Here is a 19,406-nt window from a genome sequence, read left to right as displayed (position 1 = left end):
GTCATCGGCCAGCTTGGACGCGAGGGCAACCTAGAACCAGCGCTGCTGCCAGTAGAACGGCGCGGCGACCGGGTTCCCTGCGGCATCGGTCGCCGGGCGGAAGCGCAGCCGCTCGACCACCAGGCGGCACGTCAGGCGGTCGGCTTCCGGATCGGGGCTCGCGCGGTAGATCGTGCAGTTCGAGGCGCGCCCGTCGATACCCACGGTCACGCGGACGATCACGTCGGTGCCGCGCCGCGCCGCGCGGCCGCCTGCGGGCACCGGATAGTCGCGCGCGTCGTCGATCGAGCCGGAGACGTGGACCGGCCGGTTGACTGCGCCGCCGCCCGGCCCGCTTCCGGCTTGCCCGCTGCCCGTACCCTCGCCCTCGCCGCCCGCGCCGGTGCCGGCGCCAGCCTCGCTCGCGCCCGAGCTGTCGGCGGTGCCGGTCGAGGACACGCGCGGCGCCGGGGTCGGAAGCGGTAGCGCGATGGGCGGATCGGGCGCGGTAACCTCACGCGCGGTCGCCTCGCGCCCCTCCTCGCCCGAATCGCCGGCGTCGGGTTCGGGTTCGGGTTTAGGTGCCGGCGGCTGCTCGGGCGGCGCGGTCACCGTGACGGTGATCGCCTCGACCACGCTCCGTTCGACCGAACTGATGAGATCGGGCGCGAACGCCCGCGCCAGCCCGTAGATCGCGAGCAGGTGCAGCAGCGCGATCAGCACCAGCGTGCCGAGGCGAGGCTTGCCCCGCCTGCTCGAAAATCGCGTCGTCCCGGACATCGGCGGCATCATAGCGCAAACCGGCAGACAAAGAAAAAGCGGCGGCACCCGGATGGGGTGCCGCCGCCGTTTGAGCCAGGCTTATGCCTGCGAGTTAGTAGCCGAGCAGAAGCGAAATGCTTGCCGCGCGCGGCGGGCCGATCTGCGCGAAGCCGACGCCGTCCAGATCGCCGCCGAACCCGCCAATGTAGAATTCATCGAGGATGTTGGTGAGGTTGATCTGGATCGCCGCATCGCGGCCATTGATATACTCGCCGAGCCTGATGCGAATGTCCGCATCAACCAGCGTGTAACCATCGACCTCAAGCGAGTTGATGTCGTTCACGAAGCGCTCGCCGGTATGCTTGGCCTGGATACCGAATTCGACCGGGCCGAACTCGAACTGCGCCCGCCCGCCGACCGAGAACTTCGGCACGCCGCTCTCGCGGTTGCCCGAGGTGTCGATGAAGATCGGCGCCCCGGCATCGTCCTCGCCGACCTGCACATCGTCCTTGATTTCCGAGTCGTTGTACGAACCGAAGACGTAGAACAGCGTGCTGGGCGTCGGCTGATAGGCGACCGAAACGTCGATGCCGTACTTGTCGACGGTGCCCAGGTTACGAGCAATCGATTCATCGAGCACGGGATCATAAGCGATCGCGCGGCGGTTCTGATATCGGGTATACCAACCCGCGACCTGCGCCTGAAGCCTGCCCATCTGGTAGCGCATGCCGAGATCGAAGCTGTCGGTCGTCTCCGGCACTGGCTGGAAATCGTCCTGCTTGCCGAAGAAGAACAGCGAATCGTAAAGCTCGTCCGTGCCCGGGACGGACAGTCCCTTGGCATAGTTGGCGAACACCGAAGCCTGACCCAGATCGTAGGTGAAGCCCACGTTGGGAAGAAGCTTGTCGTAGTCGTATTCGACCGAGACCGGCGCCACCGCATTCGGATTGGCTGCGGCATAGGCGGTCGCGTCCTGATCGCCGAGACAGTCGACGAAGCCCGAGGCGCTCGTGGTGAAGCAGTTCTGGTTGAGCTCGCGCTTGAAGAACGGCGCGCGCAGACCGACAACTGCGGTCAACGGGCCGAAATTGCCGCGATATTCGCCCGAAACCTGGTGCAGGATGGCGTACGAACGGCGGTCGCGCTTGTTCAGTTCGAACCCGTCGGCGGTCAACAGCGGATCATTCACCGGGAAGACATCGGGAATCTCGCCGTTGAGCAGCGCCATCGAGGTCTGACCGGTCTGGCGGTGACGTGCACGGTCATAAGTATACGCGAGGCGGACGCGGTGATCGTCGCTGATGTCGTAGATCAGGTTGCTGATCACGCCGTAGCGGTGCGTCTGCGTCTGGCTGGGGTCGAAACCGCTGATCTCATCCAGCATGTCGCCGTCGCCGTTGAGGTCGCGCCCAAAGTAATAGCCACCGCGCAGGAAACCGGTGTACTCGACGCCGTTGTAGCTACGCGTGCCTTCGAGCAGCTCTTCGTTGCCGCCGCCGTTGGCCTTGACATATTGATAGCTGGGATCGACCGTCAGCGTCAGGCTGTCGCCGAGGCTGAAGCGCGACGAGCCGCGGATGTTTCCGGTGTTCGACGGGTTGTAGCGGCGATCGAATTCCGCGCCGCATCCGTTTACGCCGTCGGGGTCGACGTAGCCATCGGCAGCTACCTGCTCCGGTGTCTCGAACACGCCGTTTACGCTGTCGACGGTGCAGGGATAGTTGATGTCGTAAAAGCGGTCGCCCTTGTCGAACGCCTGCAACTCGGTGATGCTGAACGAGCCGAAGAAGTTGTTACGGGCTTCATTGTAGTGGCCGGCTACGGCGACGAAATCGCCGTTGCTGCCCAGTTCCTGGAAGATGCGGCCGTTGTACTGCTGCTTCTCGACCACGCCGTAGTTGTTGAACGGATTGTCGTACCGCAGGTAGCTGGCCGAGAAGAACGCTTTCGTTCCGATGCCGGTGAGATCGCCGGTGTCGACCATCGCAAAACCACGCATGTAGGGGCGATCGCCCGCGCCGTCCGCAAGGATATTGCCGTAGGACAGCGAGGTGGTGAGGTGGAAATAGTCGAGCGGTTCCTTGGTCCGCAGGTTGATCGTGCCGCCCACGGCCGAAGCGGTCGGACTGTCGACATCGGTCGAGCCGAGGTTCACGTTGACCGATTCGAGGATCTCGGGGTCGACCTGCTGGCTGGTGTAGAGCGCGTAGTTGCCCGAATCGTTCAGCGGAAGACCGTCGAGCGTCTGCGAAATGCGATCGTCGGCAAAGCCGCGAATGGTGAACGAACCGCCCGACGCGCCCCACGGATCGTTGTTCTGGAAGCTGACGCCGGGGACCAGATTGATGGTGTCGTTGATTGCCTGTCCGGGGCGCTGGCGCCGGATCGCTTCTTCGGTCAGCACCTGCTTGGCCTTGGGCTCGGCGGGAATGTCGATACCGCCGACGTCGGTGGCACGCTCGCCCGTCACGATGATCTCGTTGTTTTCGAAATCGACCGAACCGGTGGACTGGGCTTGGGCTGCGGTCGGCATCAGGGTGGTAACGGAAAGACCGGCCACGCTGGCAGCCAGGAGATACTTGAGCTTCATGATTACGATCCCTTTGATGAGGCTCTGGGAGGAACGAATTCGATGCGCGCCCGTTAGGCACGAACGGCGACGCTAGGAAGGCGCTTTTGTTGCAGGAATGTGACAGTGCGGCGGAATGTGAACACGCGTTGAAGCGCACGGGTCAAAAAGCCCGGAAACCTTGGCGTTTCCAGCTGTTGCTGCAATGCAACATATCACGAGATTATCTGCGGCTTGGGGACAACCGCCGTTCGATCACGCGAGATTTATCTCGCGCAGCCGCTGCATCAGGAAATCGTGGCTCGAAATCGGCGCCGGATGCGACTCGGGCGAGCCGGGATCGATGCAGCTTTCCAGCGTCTCGATCGTGAAGTCGGGCCGGAAGTGCAGGAAGAACGGCATCGAATAGCGTGAACGATAGGCAGCTGCGCCGCGGGGATTGACCACGCGGTGCTGGGTCGAGGGCAGCTTGCCGTTGGTCAGCCGGTCGAGCATGTCGCCGATGTTCACCACCAGCGCACCTTCGGGCACCTCGACAGCTTTCCACTCGCCGCTCGCGGTCAGCAGCTCGAGCCCTGCCTCCTCGGCACCGAGCAACAAGGTGATGGTGTTGATGTCGCCGTGCGCGGCGGCGCGGATCGCGCCTTCGGCATCGGCGCTGTCGAGCGGCGGGTAGTGGAGCAGGCGCATGATCGAGTTGCCGTCTTCCACCGTGCGCGCGAACCATTCGCGCGGCAGGCCGAGGTGGAGCGCGACCGCCTCCAGAACGCGCGCGCCGGCCTTCTCGAATGCGGCGTAGAGCGCTTCGAACGTTTCCTCGAAATCCTCGATCTCGGCGGGCCAGAGGTTGGGCGCCATGTATTCCGCCAGCGCGTGGCCTTCGGGCAGCGAGCGGCCGACATGCCAGAATTCCTTGAGATCGTGGATCGCCGCGTCCTTGGCCTTCTCGGTGCCGAACGGCGTGTAGCCGCGCGCACCGCCGCCGCCGGGGATGTGATAGGCGCGCTTGGCCGCGTCGGGCAGCGCGAAGAACGCCTTCGAGAGCCCCTCCGCCTGTGCGATCAGCTCTGCGGGGATGCCGTGGTCGCGGATCACCGCGAAGCCGTATTCCTCGAAGCTCCGGCCGATCTCGTCGGCGACTTCGCTCAGCGGGCGGGCGATGGAAACGGAGGCGATGTCTGACATATCTGGCGACTCTTGGGCTTGCGACTCAGTAAGGCAGGAACAGGCCCGCGAGCGCCGCGCTCATCAGGTTGGCGAGGCTGCCTGCGGCGAGTGCGCGCAGGCCGAGCTTCGCGATGACCGGTCGCTGGTTCGGGGCAAGGCCACCCGTAACCGCCATCTGGATCGCAATCGAGGAAAAATTGGCGAAGCCGCACAGCGCGAAGGTCACGATCGCACGGCTGCGATCCTCCAGCCCCGCCAGTTGCCCCAGTTCGATGAAGGCGACGAATTCGTTGAGCACGATCTTGGTGCCGAACAGGCCGCCGGCGATCTGTGCCTGGCTCCAGTCGGCGATGCCGATCAGATACATGATCGGCGCGAAAACCCAGCCGAGGATCTGCTGGAACGACAGCTCGGGATAGGCGAACAGCCCGCCGAGCCAGCCGAGCAGGCCGTTCGCCAGCGCCACCAGCGCGACGAAGGCCAGCACCATCGCGCCCACCGCCACCGCCAGCTTCACGCCGGTCTGCGCGCCCTGCGCCGCCGCCTCGATCACGTTGGCCGGGCGCTGCCCGTCCTCGAACGTCTCCGCCACGGCGACTTCGTGCGCCTTGCCACCTTCGACCAGCGAAGCCGGGCCTTCGGAACTGATGCGGCTCTGGGGCAGCGCGATCTGCCCTTCCGCCTCGGGCGAGGCTTCGGCTTCGTCGGGCATGACGATCTTAGCCATCAGGATGCCGCCCGGCGCGGACATGAACGCGGCGGCGAGCAGGAACGGCAGGTAATCCTGCCCCAGCAGCCCGGCATAGGCAGCGAGGATCGTGCCCGCGACGCCCGCCATGCCGACCGTCATCAGCGTGAACAGCCGGCTGGGCGCGAGCGCGGCGAGATAGGGGCGCACCACCAGCGGGCTTTCGGACTGGCCGACGAAGATATTCGCCGCCGCGCCCAGCGATTCGACCCGGCTGATGCCCGTCACCCAGCCGATCGCCCCGCCGACCCAACGCACGACACGCTGCATGATCCCGAGATAATAGAGGATCGAGACGAGCGCGGCGAAGAACACGATCACCGGCAGCGCGCCGAGCGCAAAGGTGTTCGCCAGCGGATTGTCCGCCCCGAACAGGAATTCCGTCCCTTCGTTGGCGTAGGAAAGGAGCGCCGAGACCCCGTTCGACATGCCCCTGATGCCAGCGACGCCCCATGGCGTGCGCAGGACGATGAATGCGATCAGCGCCTGCAACGCGAAAGCCGAGGCGACCACGCGCAGGCGGATACGCCGCTTGCCGGTCGAAAGCAGGAAGGCGAGCGCCAGGATCGCGACGATCCCGATCAGGCTGGTGAGAATTGGATGCATCGGGCGAAAGAGTCCGTTCGCGCTGGAATGGCAAAGGCGCTCTCTCGCCTGCCTCGCATCCACAGTCAAACGCGGGAGGCGGCTTAGCCACGCTTCCCTTTTCCCCCGCCAACCAATAGGCGGTGGTCATGAACGACGCCCCCGCCCAGCCCGCCGCCGCATTCCCGATCGCCCGATCGCTGTTCGTATTCGCGCTGGTCTATGGCGGGATGACCGTCCTCGCCGGGTTCCTCGCGGTCAAGCAGGTGATGCTCGGGCCGACGGGTCTGGGCGTCGAGGCGGGCATCTTCGCCTTTCTCGTGCTCGTCGTGCTGTCGAGCGCGACCGCGCAGCTCCACGGCGCTTCCACCGCGAACCGGCTGGTGGTCTGGGGTTTCCTGCCGCTGGCGATGTCGATCGTGCTGATCCTGCTGGTGCTGCGCCTGCCTGCCGATCCCGAGATGTGGCCGCAGGGGCTGGAGGCGTTCCAGCTGATCCACGCCACCACGCCGCGGATCATGGCCGCCGGGCCGGTGGCCTACCTCGTCTCGCTGCTGCTCAACGTGTGGATCTTCTCCAAACTGCGCGGCAGCGGCGAGGGCTCGGGCAGCGTCGGCCTGATGATCCGTGGCGCGATCGCCTCGGCGCTCAGCCAGGCAATCGATTCGGTGATCTTCATCACGCTGGCGTTCGGCGGAGAGCGCGAGATCGGCACGCTGATCGCGGGCCAGGCGCTCGCCAAGATCGTGCTGTCGTTCGTGCTCGTGCCGTTCCTGATCGCACTCGTGGTGCGGTTCGCGCGGTGGCTCGATCGCCGGCCTATCCGGTAAATCGGCGGGCGCGGCGCAAGCATTTCGTAACCATGCCGCTGCCACAACCCTGACACAGGGGGAAGGAAGTGGACGTGGTCGCCCAGTCAAGCTGCGCTCGGAGCGAGCCGCGCACCAACATGTTCGTCATGGCGACGATATCCGGGCCGACGGCATCGGGGGCGGTCAGGATTCGCAACCTCTCGCCCGGCGGCGCGCTGATCGAAGCCGGCGCACTGCCCAAGCCGGGCGAGCGGGTGATGCTCCGCCGTGGCGAGGATGCGATCAGCGGCGAAGTGGTGTGGAACGAAGGCGGCAAGGCCGGCCTGCGGTTCGAGGCCAAGATCCACGTCGCGCGATGGCTTCCGGCCGGCCAGTCGGGGCAGCAGCACGTCGACGAGACGTTTCAGCGGATCAAGCACGCGGCACCGGGTTCGCCGCCCTCCGCCAGCACCGCGCCGCTGCAATCGCAGATGCCGTCCGCGCTCGAATTCCGCCGGCTGGCGCGCGCGATCGATGCGCTGGCGGACGAACTGGCCGACGATCCGGCGGTGGTGGCGCGCTACGGGACCAAGCTCCAGGCGCTCGACATGGCCGGTCAGGCGCTGCGCAAGGTGGCCGATCTCGACCGTTGATCGCCACTAGGCGGCGTCGATCATATCCATGAAATCGCGCGCGGCCTCGCGCGCGGCCGGATCGTCGAACACCTCGCTCAGTTCGGGCGCCGCTCCGAGCATGTAGAGCATGGCCCACAGCGCGAATCGCTTGCCCTGGTCGGTCTCGAGGCCGAGATCGACCTGGCAGCGCTCGACACCCGCAGCCAGCGCGGCGGGCGCGACCGATGCGAAGTCGCCGGTGCCGAAATAGCGGCGCAGAAGATCGTCGAATTCCATCGCCGCTATCTCATTCCGGCAGGAGCCCGCGGCCCTCGAAGCGCGCGACCGCGTGGCGCACCACCTTGTCCAGCGCCTCGTCGGAAAAGAATCCGCCCGGAATCAGGCAGCGTTCGACCAGCACGCGCCGGAAGGCCGCGAACGTCTCGGGATCGGGCGCTTGAGGGTCGGTCCAGAACCTGTCGAGGCCGGTCTGGTGCGTGATGTCCGCGATATCGTAGACCGCCTGCCCCAGCGCGACGACGGGAACGCCCATCGCCAGCGCCAGCGTGCCGCTGGTGCTGTTGATCGTCACCGTGCCGCGCGCGCGCGCCGCCACCGGCACGATGTCGCCCCACGGCAGATAGTCGACCCGATCGGCCACCTCGAACAGCTTGGCCATGCTCTCGGTCTCGCGCCGCCAGTCGACCACCCCGTTGTCCAGCGGGTGCTCTTTGACGACGAGGCGCGCGTTCTTCGGCGCGTTGCGCGCGAAGGATTCGAGGATCAGCCGCAGCGCGTCGCCGACCCCGGCAAACGGGGAATGCAGGCGGATCTGCGCATCCGATGCGAGCTGGAGCGGAAACAGGAAATACGGCTGCTCCGAGGTTTCGAGCCGCGCGATCAGCTCCGCAGCGCTCTGCCGCTTGCGCTTGCCCCGCGCGAGTTTGCGGACCCAACCCATGCCCTCGACCAGCGGGTGCCACGGGCGATGGGTCGTCCAGTGCGGATAGCCGCCCCGGGTGAACACATCGGCGACGTTGTACGCCAGCCCCTCCAGGGCGCGGCGACGAAAGGACGAGGGCACCTGCGCGTGCTTCGGCACCGGCGGGAGCGCGGCGGCGGTGCGGCGATACCACTCGGGATCGCGCGGCAGCGAGGAATGGCCGTTCACCCCGCCCAGTTCCAGCGTCACCCAGTCGGGCCGGACATAGCCTTCCTCGAACACATGGACCGGCACGTTCAGCTCGCGGCATACCTTGGTGGCGACCAGATGATGCGCGCGGCAATCGCCGAACAGGACGACGTCGGTCACGCCGCGTTCGCGGATGATCTCGGCGAGACTGTCGGGCCATTCCTCCAGCGATCCGCGGTATTCGATGCCGCCGGGCAGGCGCCAGAACAGGCGGTCGCCCCCGTTGAAGTTGACCTTGTAGACGCGGTGCCCGGAGCGGATCAGTTCCTGCCCCAAGCGGCGGAACAGCCGCCCCATCAGGCCCTGTAGCAGCAGGACAACCCGCTTGGAGGGAACGTCGCTGCCGCTGGCGCGCGCGGGATCGAGCGGTGCCGAGTCATCGTCCCGGCCCGGATCGACTGCGCGTGTTTGGCGAGAAGCAGGCATGCGAACCTGCCAATCGTGCATGCGCTGCGATAGAGCAACCCCTTGTAACCGCCGGAACCGCCCGATGGTGCATCCGGAGCCGACCAAGCGATCGGCACTGTAACGAACTTGACCTATTGTGTTCCGGGGACCAACGAGCCGCTCTCATGAAACGGCCCCCGAGCCAGAGAACGGCGCCGAGGTGACGGACGCCGCCTTGATCGCCCTCGCGGGGCTGGCCGCTGCGTTCCTGATCGACAGCACGGCGCTACCGCGTCGCGCACGCCCTTCAAGGCCGTGGCGCAGCCTGCCGGGCTCGTGGCTCCTGCTGCTGATGAATTGCATCCTCTTCGGAGGTTTCCTCGCGCTTTGCGGAAGCCCCGTGGTGGCTGTCCTGCTGGCGCTGGCGCTGCAAGTGCTGCTGGCGCAGGCTTCGAACGCCAAGCGCGCGATGCTCGGCGAATCGCTCGTGTTTTCGGATCTCGCGTTGATCGGCGCGGTTTTCCGCCATCCGCAGTTCTATCTCTCCGCCCTCAAGGGCTGGCAACTCGCCTGCGCGATCGTCGCGGCGCTCGGCCTCCTGGCCGCGCTGGCCTGGCTGTTCGTGCCCGCGCCCGCGCCGCACATCGCCGGAGCGACGATTTTCGCGATCGGCTTGGTGCTTCTGGTGCTCAGCCTTCGTCTTGCGCCGTTCCGCGCATTGGCGCGCGAGCCGCGCGCCGAGGCCGACCTCGTTCGCCTGGGGCTGCTTCCCACGCTGCTGCTGTACTGGCTGCGGTGGCGCGAGAGCGTGGACCCGCCCTCGTGCCCCGCCTCCGCAACGCCTGCTCCGCTTAAGGATTCGCAAGCCGCCGCTCCGCTGATCGTGGCGATCCAGTGCGAATCGTTCGCCGACCCGGCCGAGTTGTTCGGCGATCGGCAATTCGCGCTGTCGGGGCTGGCGCGCGCACAGGCGAACGCGGTGCGGTGGGGCAACCTGCTCGTCAGCGGCTTCGGTGCATATACGATGCGCACCGAATACGGGGTGCTGTTCGGGCGCAGCGAGGACGAACTGGGCTTCCGCCGCTTCGACCCCTTCCTCACCGCGCGGGGCGAGGCGTCGTACGGACTGCCGAACAGGCTGGGCACGGAGAGCTGGCGCAGCGTGTTCGTCCACCCGCATGACATGCGCTTCTACGGCCGCGACCGGAGCCTTCCCGCCGCCGGCTTCGCCGAACTGGTCGGGCCGGAAAGCTTCGATCCGCCCACGAGGGACGAGGGAATCTACGTCACCGACGCGGCGATCGCGCGCAAGGTGATGATGCTGGCCGAACAAGCGCGCTCGCCTACGTTGCTCTACGCGGTGACGATCGAGAACCACGGCCCCTGGTCGTCGAGCGGAGGCCGCTCGGTCGGCGACCTCGTGCGCAACTACAACCAGCTCGTCGGCGCCGGGGACGTGATGCTGTCCGGCCTCGCCGACGGGCTCGCCGCGCTGAAGCGCCCCGCGCTGCTGGTGTTCTTCGGCGATCATCGCCCCAGCATCCCCGGCGCGAGCGAACCGGGCTCCGCACGGCACACGCCCTATGTCATGCTGCGCTTCGACGAACGCGGGCGGATCGTGCCGGGCGAGAATGCGCGGCGAGACCTGACTCCGGCCGAACTGCACCACGCCATCCTCGAATACGCGCCCTAGCCACCCTCGGCGTCGGGCAGGGGCAGCGCGGCCAGCACCCGATCGCGCAGCGCGCGCGGCAGCAGCGCATCGACCAAGTGCAATGCCGCGAACGGCCACGGTGTCACGTAATGCGCCTTGCCCGCGCGCGCGGCGCGGACGATCCGCCGCGCGGCTTCCTCCGACGACAGTAGCAGCCGCTGCCCCCCCGGGGTGCCGCGCCCGCCCGGCGCATCGAGGAAGCCCGGCGCGGCGAGCGTGACGGTAACCCCGTGCGGCTTCACTGCGATGCGCAGCGCGTCCGCGAACCGCGCGAGCCCCGCCTTGCTGCCCGAATAGGCGGCGGCGAACGGCAGTGCGTGGTGGCCCGCCGCCGATCCGATCAGGATGATCCGCCCGTGCCCGCGCGCGGCCATGCGCCCGGCCAGCGCCGCGGCCATCGCGGCGGGCGCGGCGAAATTGACCTGCGCCAGCCGCAGGACGAGCGCCGGGTCTTCCACCACGTCGCCCGGCGCGCGCACGTCGCCGAGGCCCGCGACGAGATAGGATTGCGCGAAGGGCGCGGCGGCATCGTCGGCCAGCACGGCATCGACCGCGCCCGGTCCGTCGGTCAGGTCGAGGCGGCGGGTCGAGGCCTCCGCTCCCGCGGCGCGGACCTGCCCCGCCACGACATCGAGCCGGGCGGCATCGCGGCCCCACAGGCTCAGCTCCACCCCCGGCCGAGCGAGCAGGCGCGCCAGCGCGCCGCCCAGCGCGCCCGAGGCGCCGGTTACGATGATGCGTTCTTGATTTCGCGAGGAATACATTGTGGTCACCGTGTCACAGTCCTCGTCGACTGACCGATAATCGAAGTTATTTTGTCGCGCCATCGGGCCTTCATCGCTTGACAGAAATCCGCATGTTCTGTCGAGAACTGATGGACATGACCGGTCGCAATGCATCTTTCAGACGGCTGAGCCTGTTCGGCACTGCCTGGCTCGAGGGACTTACCGTCATCTCGTTCCGCTGGTTCGCGGTGCTGTGGAGCGTGCTGCTTCCGCTGATCGCGCTGGCTGGCTGGGGCACCGTTTCTCCGCTCGCGGGCGTCGGACTGATCCTCGCCGGATGGGTGGCATGGTCGCTGTTCGAATATGCGGTGCACCGCTACCTGTTTCACTGGAAGTCTCAGTCGCGCGTGGTCAACTGGCTGATCTTCGTGCTGCACGGCAACCATCACGACGAACCGCGCGATCCGCTGCGCAACCTCATGCCGCCGATCCTGAGCGTGCCGATCGGGGCGTGCATCTGGGCCGCGATGGCCGGCGCGTTCGCGGCCGCGGGCACTTGGCTCTTCCTCGGCTTCATGATCGGCTACGTCGTGTACGACACCGTGCATTACGCGTGCCACCAGTGGCCGATGCGCGGGCCGATCGGACGCGTGCTGAAGCGCCACCACATGCGCCATCACTACGTCGATCACGACAGCCACTACGCGATCACCGGGCTGCCCTGGGATCGCGTGTTCGGCAGCAGGATCACCTCGCTCAAACGTTGAGATCGGCCGATCCGGGCATCGCGCCGTCGATCACCTTCGCCGCAATCGCCATGTGCGTATCCCAATCGAGCGCGGGGCGTTGCGGAACGCGCGCCACCTGCGCGGCGTGGAGCGGTCCGCGCGCGGCATGGTCGAGGATCGCCGCCTGCCAGCCCGGCCCGTCCAGCGGATCGAGGAAATCGGGCACCGGTCCCCCAACCTCGCGATGCGCGGGCAGGTCGCTGGCGATCACCGGCGTTCCCACCGAGAGCGCCTCCGCCACCGGCATCCCGTAGCCTTCCGCGAACGACGGCATCACCAGCGCGCGTGCGCCGCGGATCAGCCCGGCCAGTTCGCGGTCGGGGCACGTGTTCACCTCGGCGACGTGCGGCGACAATGCCGGGCACCGGTCGAGCAGGTCGACGATCTGCTCGTTTTCCCACCCCCGGCGGCCGACCACCACGAGGCGCGGCACCGCCTCGGCCGGCAGGCTTTCCGCCATGCGCCGCCAGAGGTGCAGCAGCAGCAAGTGGTTCTTGCGCGGCTCGATCGTACCGAGACAGAGGAAATACGGCCGCCCGTCGGGCGAAGGCGCAGGCGCGGCCTCGGCCACCGGCTCGGTCCCCAGCAGCGCGACGTGGATCGGCGGCGGCGCCATGCCGCAGCCCTCGGCCCAGCGTGCGAAAGAATCGCCGGTCGCCGCCGAATTGACGATCACCGTATCGGCCAGCCGCGCCACCGTCTCCATCCGGCGCTCGTGCAGCGCCGCGCCGCCGGGACGCGCGTATTCGGGATATTCGATCGGCACCAGATCGTGGACCATGCACACGAAACGTGCCTTCTCGCGCGCGAGGATGTGGCGCACCTGCCGCTCGCGGGTGAGGTGATGCGGCGAGACCTGCACGTAGACGCCGCCCGATCCGATCCCGCTGCGCACTGGCGCAAGCCGCGCCATCCAGCGCGCGACCGATGGCGACAGCATCCGCCGCTCCGCCTGGCCCTCGTGCGACCAGCGGCGCTCCAGTTCGTCGAGATAGGCGAGCGCGGCTGCGCGCGGGAGCCTGCCGTATATGCCCGAGGGATGCACCGCCGCGAACGCCAGCGCCTCGCCATAGATGCGCGAGAGGCCGCGGGCATAGGCCATCTCCACCCGGTCGACCCCGCTCGGCGTCGAATAGCGCACGCGCGAGATGAGCCGCGAGATGTCGAGGATCGGCCCGGTCATCGCACTGCACCCCGCCGCCGCAGACGCGCCATCACGCGCCCTTGGAACCGGCGCACCGGCCCGATCCAGCCCTGCCGGTTCACCATCCGATTCTCCGCCATGCGCCGCACCAGCACCTCGGGCGGGCACGGCAGCCCGCTGACCGGGTCGAGATAGCGCGGGTAGAGGATCAGCACGCCCGCCACGAGCTCGTCGAGCGACAGCTTGCGCCCGCGCCCCTCGGGCACCGTGCCGAGATCGCGCGTCAGGCCCCATCCGGCGTAGAACGGCGTGCCGTGGCAGGTGACGTCGCGCCCGCGCAGCAGCGCCTCGAACCCGGTAAGCGAAGTGAGCACATGGAGCCCGTCCACCCGGTCGAGCAGGTGCGCGATGCTGCCCCCGCGCACGATCCGGTCGGCGTATTCGAGCGCGGCCTCGTCGGCCACCGCGCCGTTGCGGTGCCCGGCATCGACGTCCGGATGCGGCCGCCACCAGATTTCGGCGTCGGGTTCGAGTTCGCGGACGCGGCGCAGCAATTCGAGGTTCGAGGTCAGGCCGCCGCCCCCCGCGAGCACCGACATGTCGTCCTCCACCTGCCCCGGCACCAGCACGCGCCGCACGCCGTCGGCGCGGTCCGGCAGGTCGCCGGTCGCGCCTGTCCCCGCAGAATATTTGCTGATCCCGCCTGCCACGATGCTTTCCGCCAGCCGGCGGGCGCGCGTCAGCAGGTCTGGCGCGAAGCGGGTCTGCGCGAGGATCGCTTCGAGATCGCTCGGTTCGCGCGGGTCGAAATGGATGCCGTGGCGGTCGACCACGATCGAGGCGGGCGGCACCAGATCACTCCCGAGGCCGACCGAGCGGACGAACCCGTCCTCGACCCGCACGAGCGGAACACCGCGCTGCTTCGCCTCGGCGATCAGTGCGGGCGACACGCGCGAGGGCCAGACCGCCAGCGCCCCGCCCTTGTCGCGGGCGATATCGAGCGCCCGGCGCGCGTCGGAAACGAACGCCAGCGATATGCCCGGCACCCAGAGGAACCGCCGGATCTCGGCCTTCTTCCACCACGCCATGCCCAACACGGCGACGATGGCTTCGCCCGGCGCGCCGCGGTTGGCGTCGATGACCGTGCGCCATTCGGCCAACAGCGCGATCGCGTCGAGCGGCGCCAGCCAGCCGTCGCCGAAAGGATCGCGCAGCGGCCTGCACAGCGCGGCCGCTGCGCGCGCGTCGAGGTCCGTGTCGTCGTCTTCCGGCGAGCCGAACGCTCCGGAGGAAACCACCCGCACCGGAACGCCCGCGATCCGCGCGATCGCCACCCATTCGTCATCGCCGTGTGCGACGAGACGGCCCGCGCCGGGCAGAACCGACCACGGGTCGGTGTCGTCTCGCCCGATCCACGAGGCGGGTTCAGCATCGCCCTCGCGCGTCGGCTCGGGCGCGTTATCCGCGCGCACGACGATGCGGGGCGGCTGCGCGAGTGACGCGGGCTCGCCCCAGAACCGCCCGCCGACCCGCGCGCGGCGCGCGGCTTCGAACAGCGCGGCGCGCTCCATGCCCTCGAAAGCATCTTCGATCGGGGGTGCGGAACCATCTTCGTCACGCCATTCCGGAAACGGCGGCGCGCGCAGGAGCGGCGGCACGGCACGTTCGGTCACGGCACCGCACCCCAGGTGTGGATCGCCAGTTCTCCAGCCCGATCGCGCGCGATCACGCCGTAGCTGCCGGTCGCCAGCTTCAGCGACGGCAGCGCGGCGGCGGCGCGCTGCAATGCCGGATCGGCCATCAGCGCGAAGCGCGCCGCGCCGTTGCTGGTGACGAGAAGCACCGGGCCTGTCTCCGCGTCCATCCCGGCAAACAGCACGCGCCATGCGGCAAGGCGCGCCTCGGCATCGACGATCCAGCCCGGCGGCGGCTCGGCACGGTCGTCCCACGCCGCCAGCGCCGCTTGGCCGATACGCGCCAGCACCGCGTCCTCGCGCGCGTTCTCGTCGGGTCCATGGTCGATCTCGCGCAGGAATTCGGCGTCCTGCGGCGCTGGCGCCGGATCGGGCTGCGCGGCGAGGATCCCTGCCGCGGTCTCGCGCGTACGGCGCAGCGGAGACGCCAACACTCGGGTGAACCGCCAGCCCTCGTCCGCGAAATGGCGGCCAAGCGCGCGGGCTTGCTCGGTCCCCTTCGCGGTCAGCGGCAGGTCGGTGCGCGCGCCGATCCTGCGCGGCGGCTCTCCGGCCTCGAAAGTGTTGCTATGGCGGACGACGACGAACATGCGCTGCCAGCCCTAGCGGCTGCCGCTCCAGCCGCAAAGACGCCGCTTTCCTGAGGGCCTTCTTCCGGACCTCACCCCGGAAACGGATCGCCTAACCGCGCGATGGCTTCCTCGGCCAAGGCGACATCGGCAGGCGTGTCGATACCCGACAGGGCATGTTCGGGCGGATCGACCGGCACGGTAGCGATCGCGCGACCGTTTTCGAGAAAGCGCAACTGCTCGAGTCCTTCCAGCACCTCGTAGGTACCCGGTGATGCCGCTGCGAACCAGTCGAGCGCTTGCATCGTATAGGCATAGAGCCCCAGGTGCTGCCACACGGGCGACATCGCCTGCCGTTCGCGCAAGACAGCTTCGTCACGGATCGCGGGAAGGATACGCTTGGAAAACCACAGCGCACGGCCGTCCGCGGCGCGCAGGCAGGTCGTGCCGCTGAACGGCGTCGTCCGCTTGTGCGCACGCAACCGGTCCAGCCGATCCCAGTCGAGCGGATAGACCGGCGTCGCGACATCGGCGTCGCCCTGCCGCAGCGTTTCGATCATTCGCGCTACGACCTGCGGCGCGATGAACGGCGCATCGCCCTGCAGGCAGACGACGCGTTCGGGCAGGCTGGCCTGCCGATGCGCAGCCGCGCGGGCTCGGGCGGAGCCTGAATCCAGCGTTGGATCGGTCAGCACGGTCTGTGCGCCAAGCGCCTCGGCATGATCGGCGATGCGCGTATCGTCGGTCGCGACGATCACCGCGCACTCGCCCGCCAGACGCGCGGCCTCCACGGCATTGGCCAGCACGCGCTCGAGCAACGTCCGGCCCGCGATGGGAACGAGCGGCTTTCCCGGCAGCCGGGTGGAGCCGTATCGCGCGGGAATGACGATCAGATCGGCCGCCGCAGCGGCCGCGTCACGCGTGCTATTCAAGGCCCAGCCTGACGATGTCGTGCATGTGGACGATGCCGAGCAGCTTCTCCGCCTCGGTGACGAAAAGCACCGAAACGGCGTTCTCGTTCATGATCGCGAGCGCCTCGCTGCACAGCATCGCGCCATCGACGGCCATCGGACTGCGCGACATGTGCGGCTCGATCGGATCGTTCAGGTCGTAGACCGCGATGCAGCGGCGCAGATCGCCGTCGGTGAAGGCGCCGACGAGCTTTCCGCCATCGTCGACCACCGCCGTACAGCCGTAGCGTTTGCGGTTCATCTCGATCGTCGCGCTCATCAGCGTGGCGTCGTCGAGGACTTGCGGCACCGCCTCGCCCGTCCCCATGACATGCGCCACCGTGCTCAACTGCGCACCGAGGCGGCCGCCGGGGTGGAAAACCCGGAAATCGCCGGACGAAAAGCCCCGCGCTTCGATGAGGGCGACCGCCAGCGCATCGCCGATAACGAGCTGCAAGGTGGTCGAAGTGGTCGGCGCCAGCGCATTGGGGCACGCCTCGCGTACTTCGGGAAGTTTGAGGCAGACATCGGCGGCCCGCGCGGCCGTGCTGTTCTCGTTGGCGGTCGCCACCACGAGGGGCATGCCGTAGCGCTGGCAGAAGCTGAAGATATCACCCAGTTCGCTCGTTTCGCCCGACCAGGTGATCGCCAGCACGACATCGTTCTTCGCGATGATGCCCAGATCGCCATGGCTGGCCTCGGCAGGATGGAGGTAGAGCGCCGAGCTGCCGGTAGAGCACATCGTCGCCGCGATCTTGCGCGCGACGTGGCCGCTCTTGCCGATTCCCGTGACGATGATCCGCCCCTTGGTCGCGGCGAAGAGGCGAATGGCTTTCCCAAGCTCGCGGCTCAGTCCCGAATCCTCGAGCGCGCGCCTGAGCGCCATGAGGCCTTCGAGTTCGATATCCAGCGTTTGCAACGCGGATTTCGCGTAATTATGCTGTGCGACCTCGACATTCATGGCGTGCTTCAACTCTTCAAATTGTCCGGCTTCCATCGCGGTTCTGCGAGCCGGGTGAAACCTGCGGCGACACGTTTCCGGCCATGAGCAGGGCGGATTTCATGTTGCAACGCATTGCCTTAGGCTAAAGGCATGGCAAATTGCAATTGCGACCAATATCTTACGGGGTGGCGCAACGACAGAAGAAAGCACGCATGATACTCTGCGGACACGATATTTCAGCCACCAGCCCACTGTTCGTCATCGCAGGTCCGTGCGTAATCGAGAGCGAGAGCCATGCACTCGGCGTGGCCGAGGCGCTTGCCGGGGTCGCCGACAGGCTAGGCCTGCTCGTCATCTTCAAGAGCTCGTTCGACAAGGCCAACCGCAGTTCGGACGCGTCCTTTCGCGGCCCGGGCATCGAAGAAGGACTACGCATCCTCGAAAAAGTCCGCGCCGAAACCGGGCTGCCGGTGTTGACCGACGTGCACGAGCCGGCGCAGGCCGCGCCGGTCGCCGAAGTGGTCGACGTGCTCCAGACCCCCGCTTTCCTCGCGCGCCAGACCGATTTCATCGCCGCGGTCGCCGCTACGGGCAAGCCGGTAAACATCAAGAAGGCGCAGTTCATGGCGCCTGCCGACATGCAGCACGTGGTCGCCAAGGCGCGCAACGCCGCCGCCGCCGCCGGGCATGAACAGGATAATTTCCTGCTCTGCGACCGTGGCACATCGTTCGGCTACAACACGCTCGTCTCCGACATGCGCGGGCTGTCCATCATGGCGGAAACCGGGTGCCCGGTGGTGTTCGACGCGACCCATTCGGTGCAGCAGCCGGGCGGGCTGGGCGCGAAATCGGGCGGGCAGAGCGAATACGTGCCGCTGCTCGCACGCGCGGCGGTGGCTGCCGGTGTGTCGGGCGTGTTCATGGAAACGCATCCCGATCCGGCGAACGCGCTGTCGGACGGGCCGAACGCGCTTCCGCTCGACCGGTTCGAACCGCTGGTGGCCCGGCTCCAGGCGATCGACGCGCTGGTCAAGAGCAGCGAATGACGATCGCAACCCGGGCCAGAGATATCGCCCTGCTGCCGATCCGGGTGGCGCAGCTCGCCACTTCGGCCAAGAGCTTTCTCGACCATCCGCTGATCGGTTCGCAGCGGCTCAACCGCATGGGGCTGCATCGGACGCGCACTGCGGTCGCCGATGCGCTATGCCGCTGGCGCCGCCGCCGCCTCGCCCGCCACGTGCCGCGCGAATGGCGAGAAGCGTTCGACCGCGACGGCTTCGTGGCGATCGAGAATGCCGTGCCCCCGGAAGAATTCGCGGCGCTTCGCCGCGCGATCCTGAGCTATGTCGGTCCGGCGCGCGAGATGCGGCAGGGCGATGCGATTACCCGGCGCATGGCGATCGATCCCCTGATGCTCGATGCCATCCCGGAACTGCGGCGGTTCCTCGCGCGGCGCGATGTCACCGCATTGTTCCACTACGTCGCCAGCTTCCGCATCGCACCGCTGCATTACGTGCAGACCATCACGAGCAACGCGGGCGGTACCGAGCCCGACCCGCAGCAGGCGCTCCACGCAGACAGCTTCCACGCCTCGATGAAGGCCTGGCTGTTCCTCAACCCGGTGACACCGGAAGATGGGCCGTTCACCTATGTGCGCGGATCGCATCGGTTCACACCCGAGCGGCTGGCGTGGGAACACCGGCGCAGCCTCGCCGATCCCGCGGCCATCGACCGGCTCTCGGGGCGTGGATCGCCACGGGTCGGCGACGACGACCTCGCTGCGATGAACTTGCCCCCGGCCGAAGGGCTGGCGGTTCCCGCGAACACACTAGTGGTCGCCGATACCGGCGGATTTCACGCGCGCGGCGCTGCCGCCGAACCGAGCGAGCGGGTCGAAATCTGGTCCTACGCCCGGCGCAACCCGTTCTTGCCGTGGCTCGGCGGCGACGTGCTCAGCCTGCCGGGCCTCGCCGAGCGGCGCGTCGGCTGGCTCTGGGCCGTCCGCGACCGGTTCGAGAAGCGCATCGGTCAGCCTTGGCAGCCTGCGGGTAATCGCCGTCCGATGAGCGAAAGCGAGGATTGACG

Annotated in this window: 18 protein-coding genes; 6 read left to right on the top strand and 12 right to left on the bottom strand. The window is 67.9% G+C overall.

What is annotated here, in order from left to right; genetic code table 11:
- Positions 1 to 30 precede the first annotated feature (30 nt).
- The 4 genes from ACE3QC_RS11565 to ACE3QC_RS11550 all read right to left on the bottom strand — a co-directional run bounded on the left by ACE3QC_RS11565 (position 31) and on the right by ACE3QC_RS11550 (position 5,831).
- Positions 31 to 759, bottom strand: a complete 729-nt coding sequence (locus tag ACE3QC_RS11565; RefSeq protein ID WP_374408374.1) for a TonB family protein — start codon at positions 757 to 759, stop codon at positions 31 to 33.
- Positions 760 to 853: 94 nt separating this feature from the next.
- Positions 854 to 3,331: a TonB-dependent receptor gene (locus tag ACE3QC_RS11560; protein ID WP_374408372.1), complete on the bottom strand. Its 2,478-nt coding sequence runs from the start codon at positions 3,329 to 3,331 to the stop codon at positions 854 to 856.
- A gap of 234 nt (positions 3,332 to 3,565) precedes the next feature.
- On the bottom strand, positions 3,566 to 4,495 hold the full coding sequence (locus ACE3QC_RS11555; protein WP_374408371.1) for an isopenicillin N synthase family dioxygenase: 930 nt from the start codon (positions 4,493 to 4,495) through the stop codon (positions 3,566 to 3,568).
- A gap of 25 nt (positions 4,496 to 4,520) precedes the next feature.
- Positions 4,521 to 5,831 carry a NupC/NupG family nucleoside CNT transporter gene (locus ACE3QC_RS11550; RefSeq protein WP_374408369.1) on the bottom strand — a complete coding sequence of 437 codons (1,311 nt, stop codon included), beginning with the start codon at positions 5,829 to 5,831 and terminating at the stop codon, positions 4,521 to 4,523.
- A gap of 128 nt (positions 5,832 to 5,959) precedes the next feature.
- Between ACE3QC_RS11550 and ACE3QC_RS11545 the strand changes: the two genes are divergently transcribed.
- Both ACE3QC_RS11545 and ACE3QC_RS11540 read left to right on the top strand, forming a co-directional pair.
- Positions 5,960 to 6,640 (top strand): queuosine precursor transporter, encoded by a 681-nt coding sequence (locus tag ACE3QC_RS11545; RefSeq protein ID WP_374408367.1) that lies wholly within the window; start codon positions 5,960 to 5,962, stop codon positions 6,638 to 6,640.
- Between the two features lie 68 nt (positions 6,641 to 6,708).
- Entirely contained in the window at positions 6,709 to 7,254 is a 546-nt protein-coding gene (locus ACE3QC_RS11540) for a PilZ domain-containing protein (RefSeq protein WP_374408365.1), read from the top strand.
- A gap of 6 nt (positions 7,255 to 7,260) precedes the next feature.
- Here ACE3QC_RS11540 and ACE3QC_RS11535 read toward each other — a convergent pair whose 3' ends face one another.
- Positions 7,261 to 7,512, bottom strand: coding sequence for a hypothetical protein (locus tag ACE3QC_RS11535; protein WP_374408363.1), 252 nt, complete (start codon positions 7,510 to 7,512; stop codon positions 7,261 to 7,263).
- Positions 7,513 to 7,522: 10 nt separating this feature from the next.
- Positions 7,523 to 8,833 carry a capsule biosynthesis protein gene (locus ACE3QC_RS11530; RefSeq protein WP_374408362.1) on the bottom strand — a complete coding sequence of 437 codons (1,311 nt, stop codon included), beginning with the start codon at positions 8,831 to 8,833 and terminating at the stop codon, positions 7,523 to 7,525.
- A gap of 181 nt (positions 8,834 to 9,014) precedes the next feature.
- Between ACE3QC_RS11530 and ACE3QC_RS11525 the strand changes: the two genes are divergently transcribed.
- The gene (locus tag ACE3QC_RS11525; RefSeq protein ID WP_374408360.1) at positions 9,015 to 10,487 is read left to right on the top strand and encodes an LTA synthase family protein; all 1,473 of its coding nucleotides are present in this window, start codon (positions 9,015 to 9,017) and stop codon (positions 10,485 to 10,487) included.
- Here ACE3QC_RS11525 and ACE3QC_RS11520 read toward each other — a convergent pair.
- Positions 10,484 to 11,272, bottom strand: coding sequence for an SDR family NAD(P)-dependent oxidoreductase (locus ACE3QC_RS11520; RefSeq protein ID WP_374408545.1), 789 nt, complete (start codon positions 11,270 to 11,272; stop codon positions 10,484 to 10,486). The two genes, ACE3QC_RS11525 and ACE3QC_RS11520, sit on opposite strands and share 4 nt — an antisense overlap.
- 92 nt (positions 11,273 to 11,364) lie before the next feature.
- Between ACE3QC_RS11520 and ACE3QC_RS11515 the strand changes: the two genes are divergently transcribed.
- A complete protein-coding gene (locus ACE3QC_RS11515) occupies positions 11,365 to 12,000 on the top strand; it encodes a sterol desaturase family protein (protein ID WP_374408358.1) in 636 nt (211 codons plus the stop codon).
- Here ACE3QC_RS11515 and ACE3QC_RS11510 read toward each other — a convergent pair.
- The 5 genes from ACE3QC_RS11510 to ACE3QC_RS11490 all read right to left on the bottom strand — a co-directional run bounded on the left by ACE3QC_RS11510 (position 11,990) and on the right by ACE3QC_RS11490 (position 17,339).
- Positions 11,990 to 13,204 carry a glycosyltransferase family 4 protein gene (locus ACE3QC_RS11510; RefSeq protein WP_374408356.1) on the bottom strand — a complete coding sequence of 405 codons (1,215 nt, stop codon included), beginning with the start codon at positions 13,202 to 13,204 and terminating at the stop codon, positions 11,990 to 11,992. The genes ACE3QC_RS11515 and ACE3QC_RS11510 overlap by 11 nt on opposite strands.
- Positions 13,201 to 14,736, bottom strand: a complete 1,536-nt coding sequence (locus tag ACE3QC_RS11505; protein ID WP_374408543.1) for a beta-3-deoxy-D-manno-oct-2-ulosonic acid transferase — start codon at positions 14,734 to 14,736, stop codon at positions 13,201 to 13,203. Before ACE3QC_RS11505 ends, ACE3QC_RS11510 begins: the two co-directional genes overlap by 4 nt.
- Before the next feature lie 98 nt (positions 14,737 to 14,834).
- Positions 14,835 to 15,449 carry a histidine phosphatase family protein gene (locus ACE3QC_RS11500; protein WP_374408354.1) on the bottom strand — a complete coding sequence of 205 codons (615 nt, stop codon included), beginning with the start codon at positions 15,447 to 15,449 and terminating at the stop codon, positions 14,835 to 14,837.
- A gap of 71 nt (positions 15,450 to 15,520) precedes the next feature.
- Positions 15,521 to 16,360, bottom strand: a complete 840-nt coding sequence (locus ACE3QC_RS11495; protein ID WP_374408352.1) for a manno-octulosonate cytidylyltransferase — start codon at positions 16,358 to 16,360, stop codon at positions 15,521 to 15,523.
- Positions 16,353 to 17,339: an SIS domain-containing protein gene (locus ACE3QC_RS11490; protein ID WP_374408541.1), complete on the bottom strand. Its 987-nt coding sequence runs from the start codon at positions 17,337 to 17,339 to the stop codon at positions 16,353 to 16,355. Before ACE3QC_RS11490 ends, ACE3QC_RS11495 begins: the two co-directional genes overlap by 8 nt.
- 194 nt (positions 17,340 to 17,533) lie before the next feature.
- Here ACE3QC_RS11490 and kdsA point away from each other — a divergent pair, with 194 nt between their 5' ends.
- Together kdsA and ACE3QC_RS11480 are read left to right on the top strand one after the other, a co-directional pair.
- Entirely contained in the window at positions 17,534 to 18,367 is an 834-nt protein-coding gene (gene kdsA, locus ACE3QC_RS11485; protein WP_374408350.1) for a 3-deoxy-8-phosphooctulonate synthase, read from the top strand.
- Positions 18,364 to 19,404: a phytanoyl-CoA dioxygenase family protein gene (locus ACE3QC_RS11480; protein WP_374408348.1), complete on the top strand. Its 1,041-nt coding sequence runs from the start codon at positions 18,364 to 18,366 to the stop codon at positions 19,402 to 19,404. The genes kdsA and ACE3QC_RS11480 overlap by 4 nt, the downstream gene beginning before the upstream one ends.
- Positions 19,405 to 19,406 lie beyond the last annotated feature (2 nt).

Source organism: Pelagerythrobacter sp. (genome assembly GCF_041912895.1).
GTDB lineage: Bacteria > Pseudomonadota > Alphaproteobacteria > Sphingomonadales > Sphingomonadaceae > Pelagerythrobacter.
Note: the sequence above shows the minus strand (reverse complement) of the source record. Positions and strands in the feature narration are given on the sequence as shown.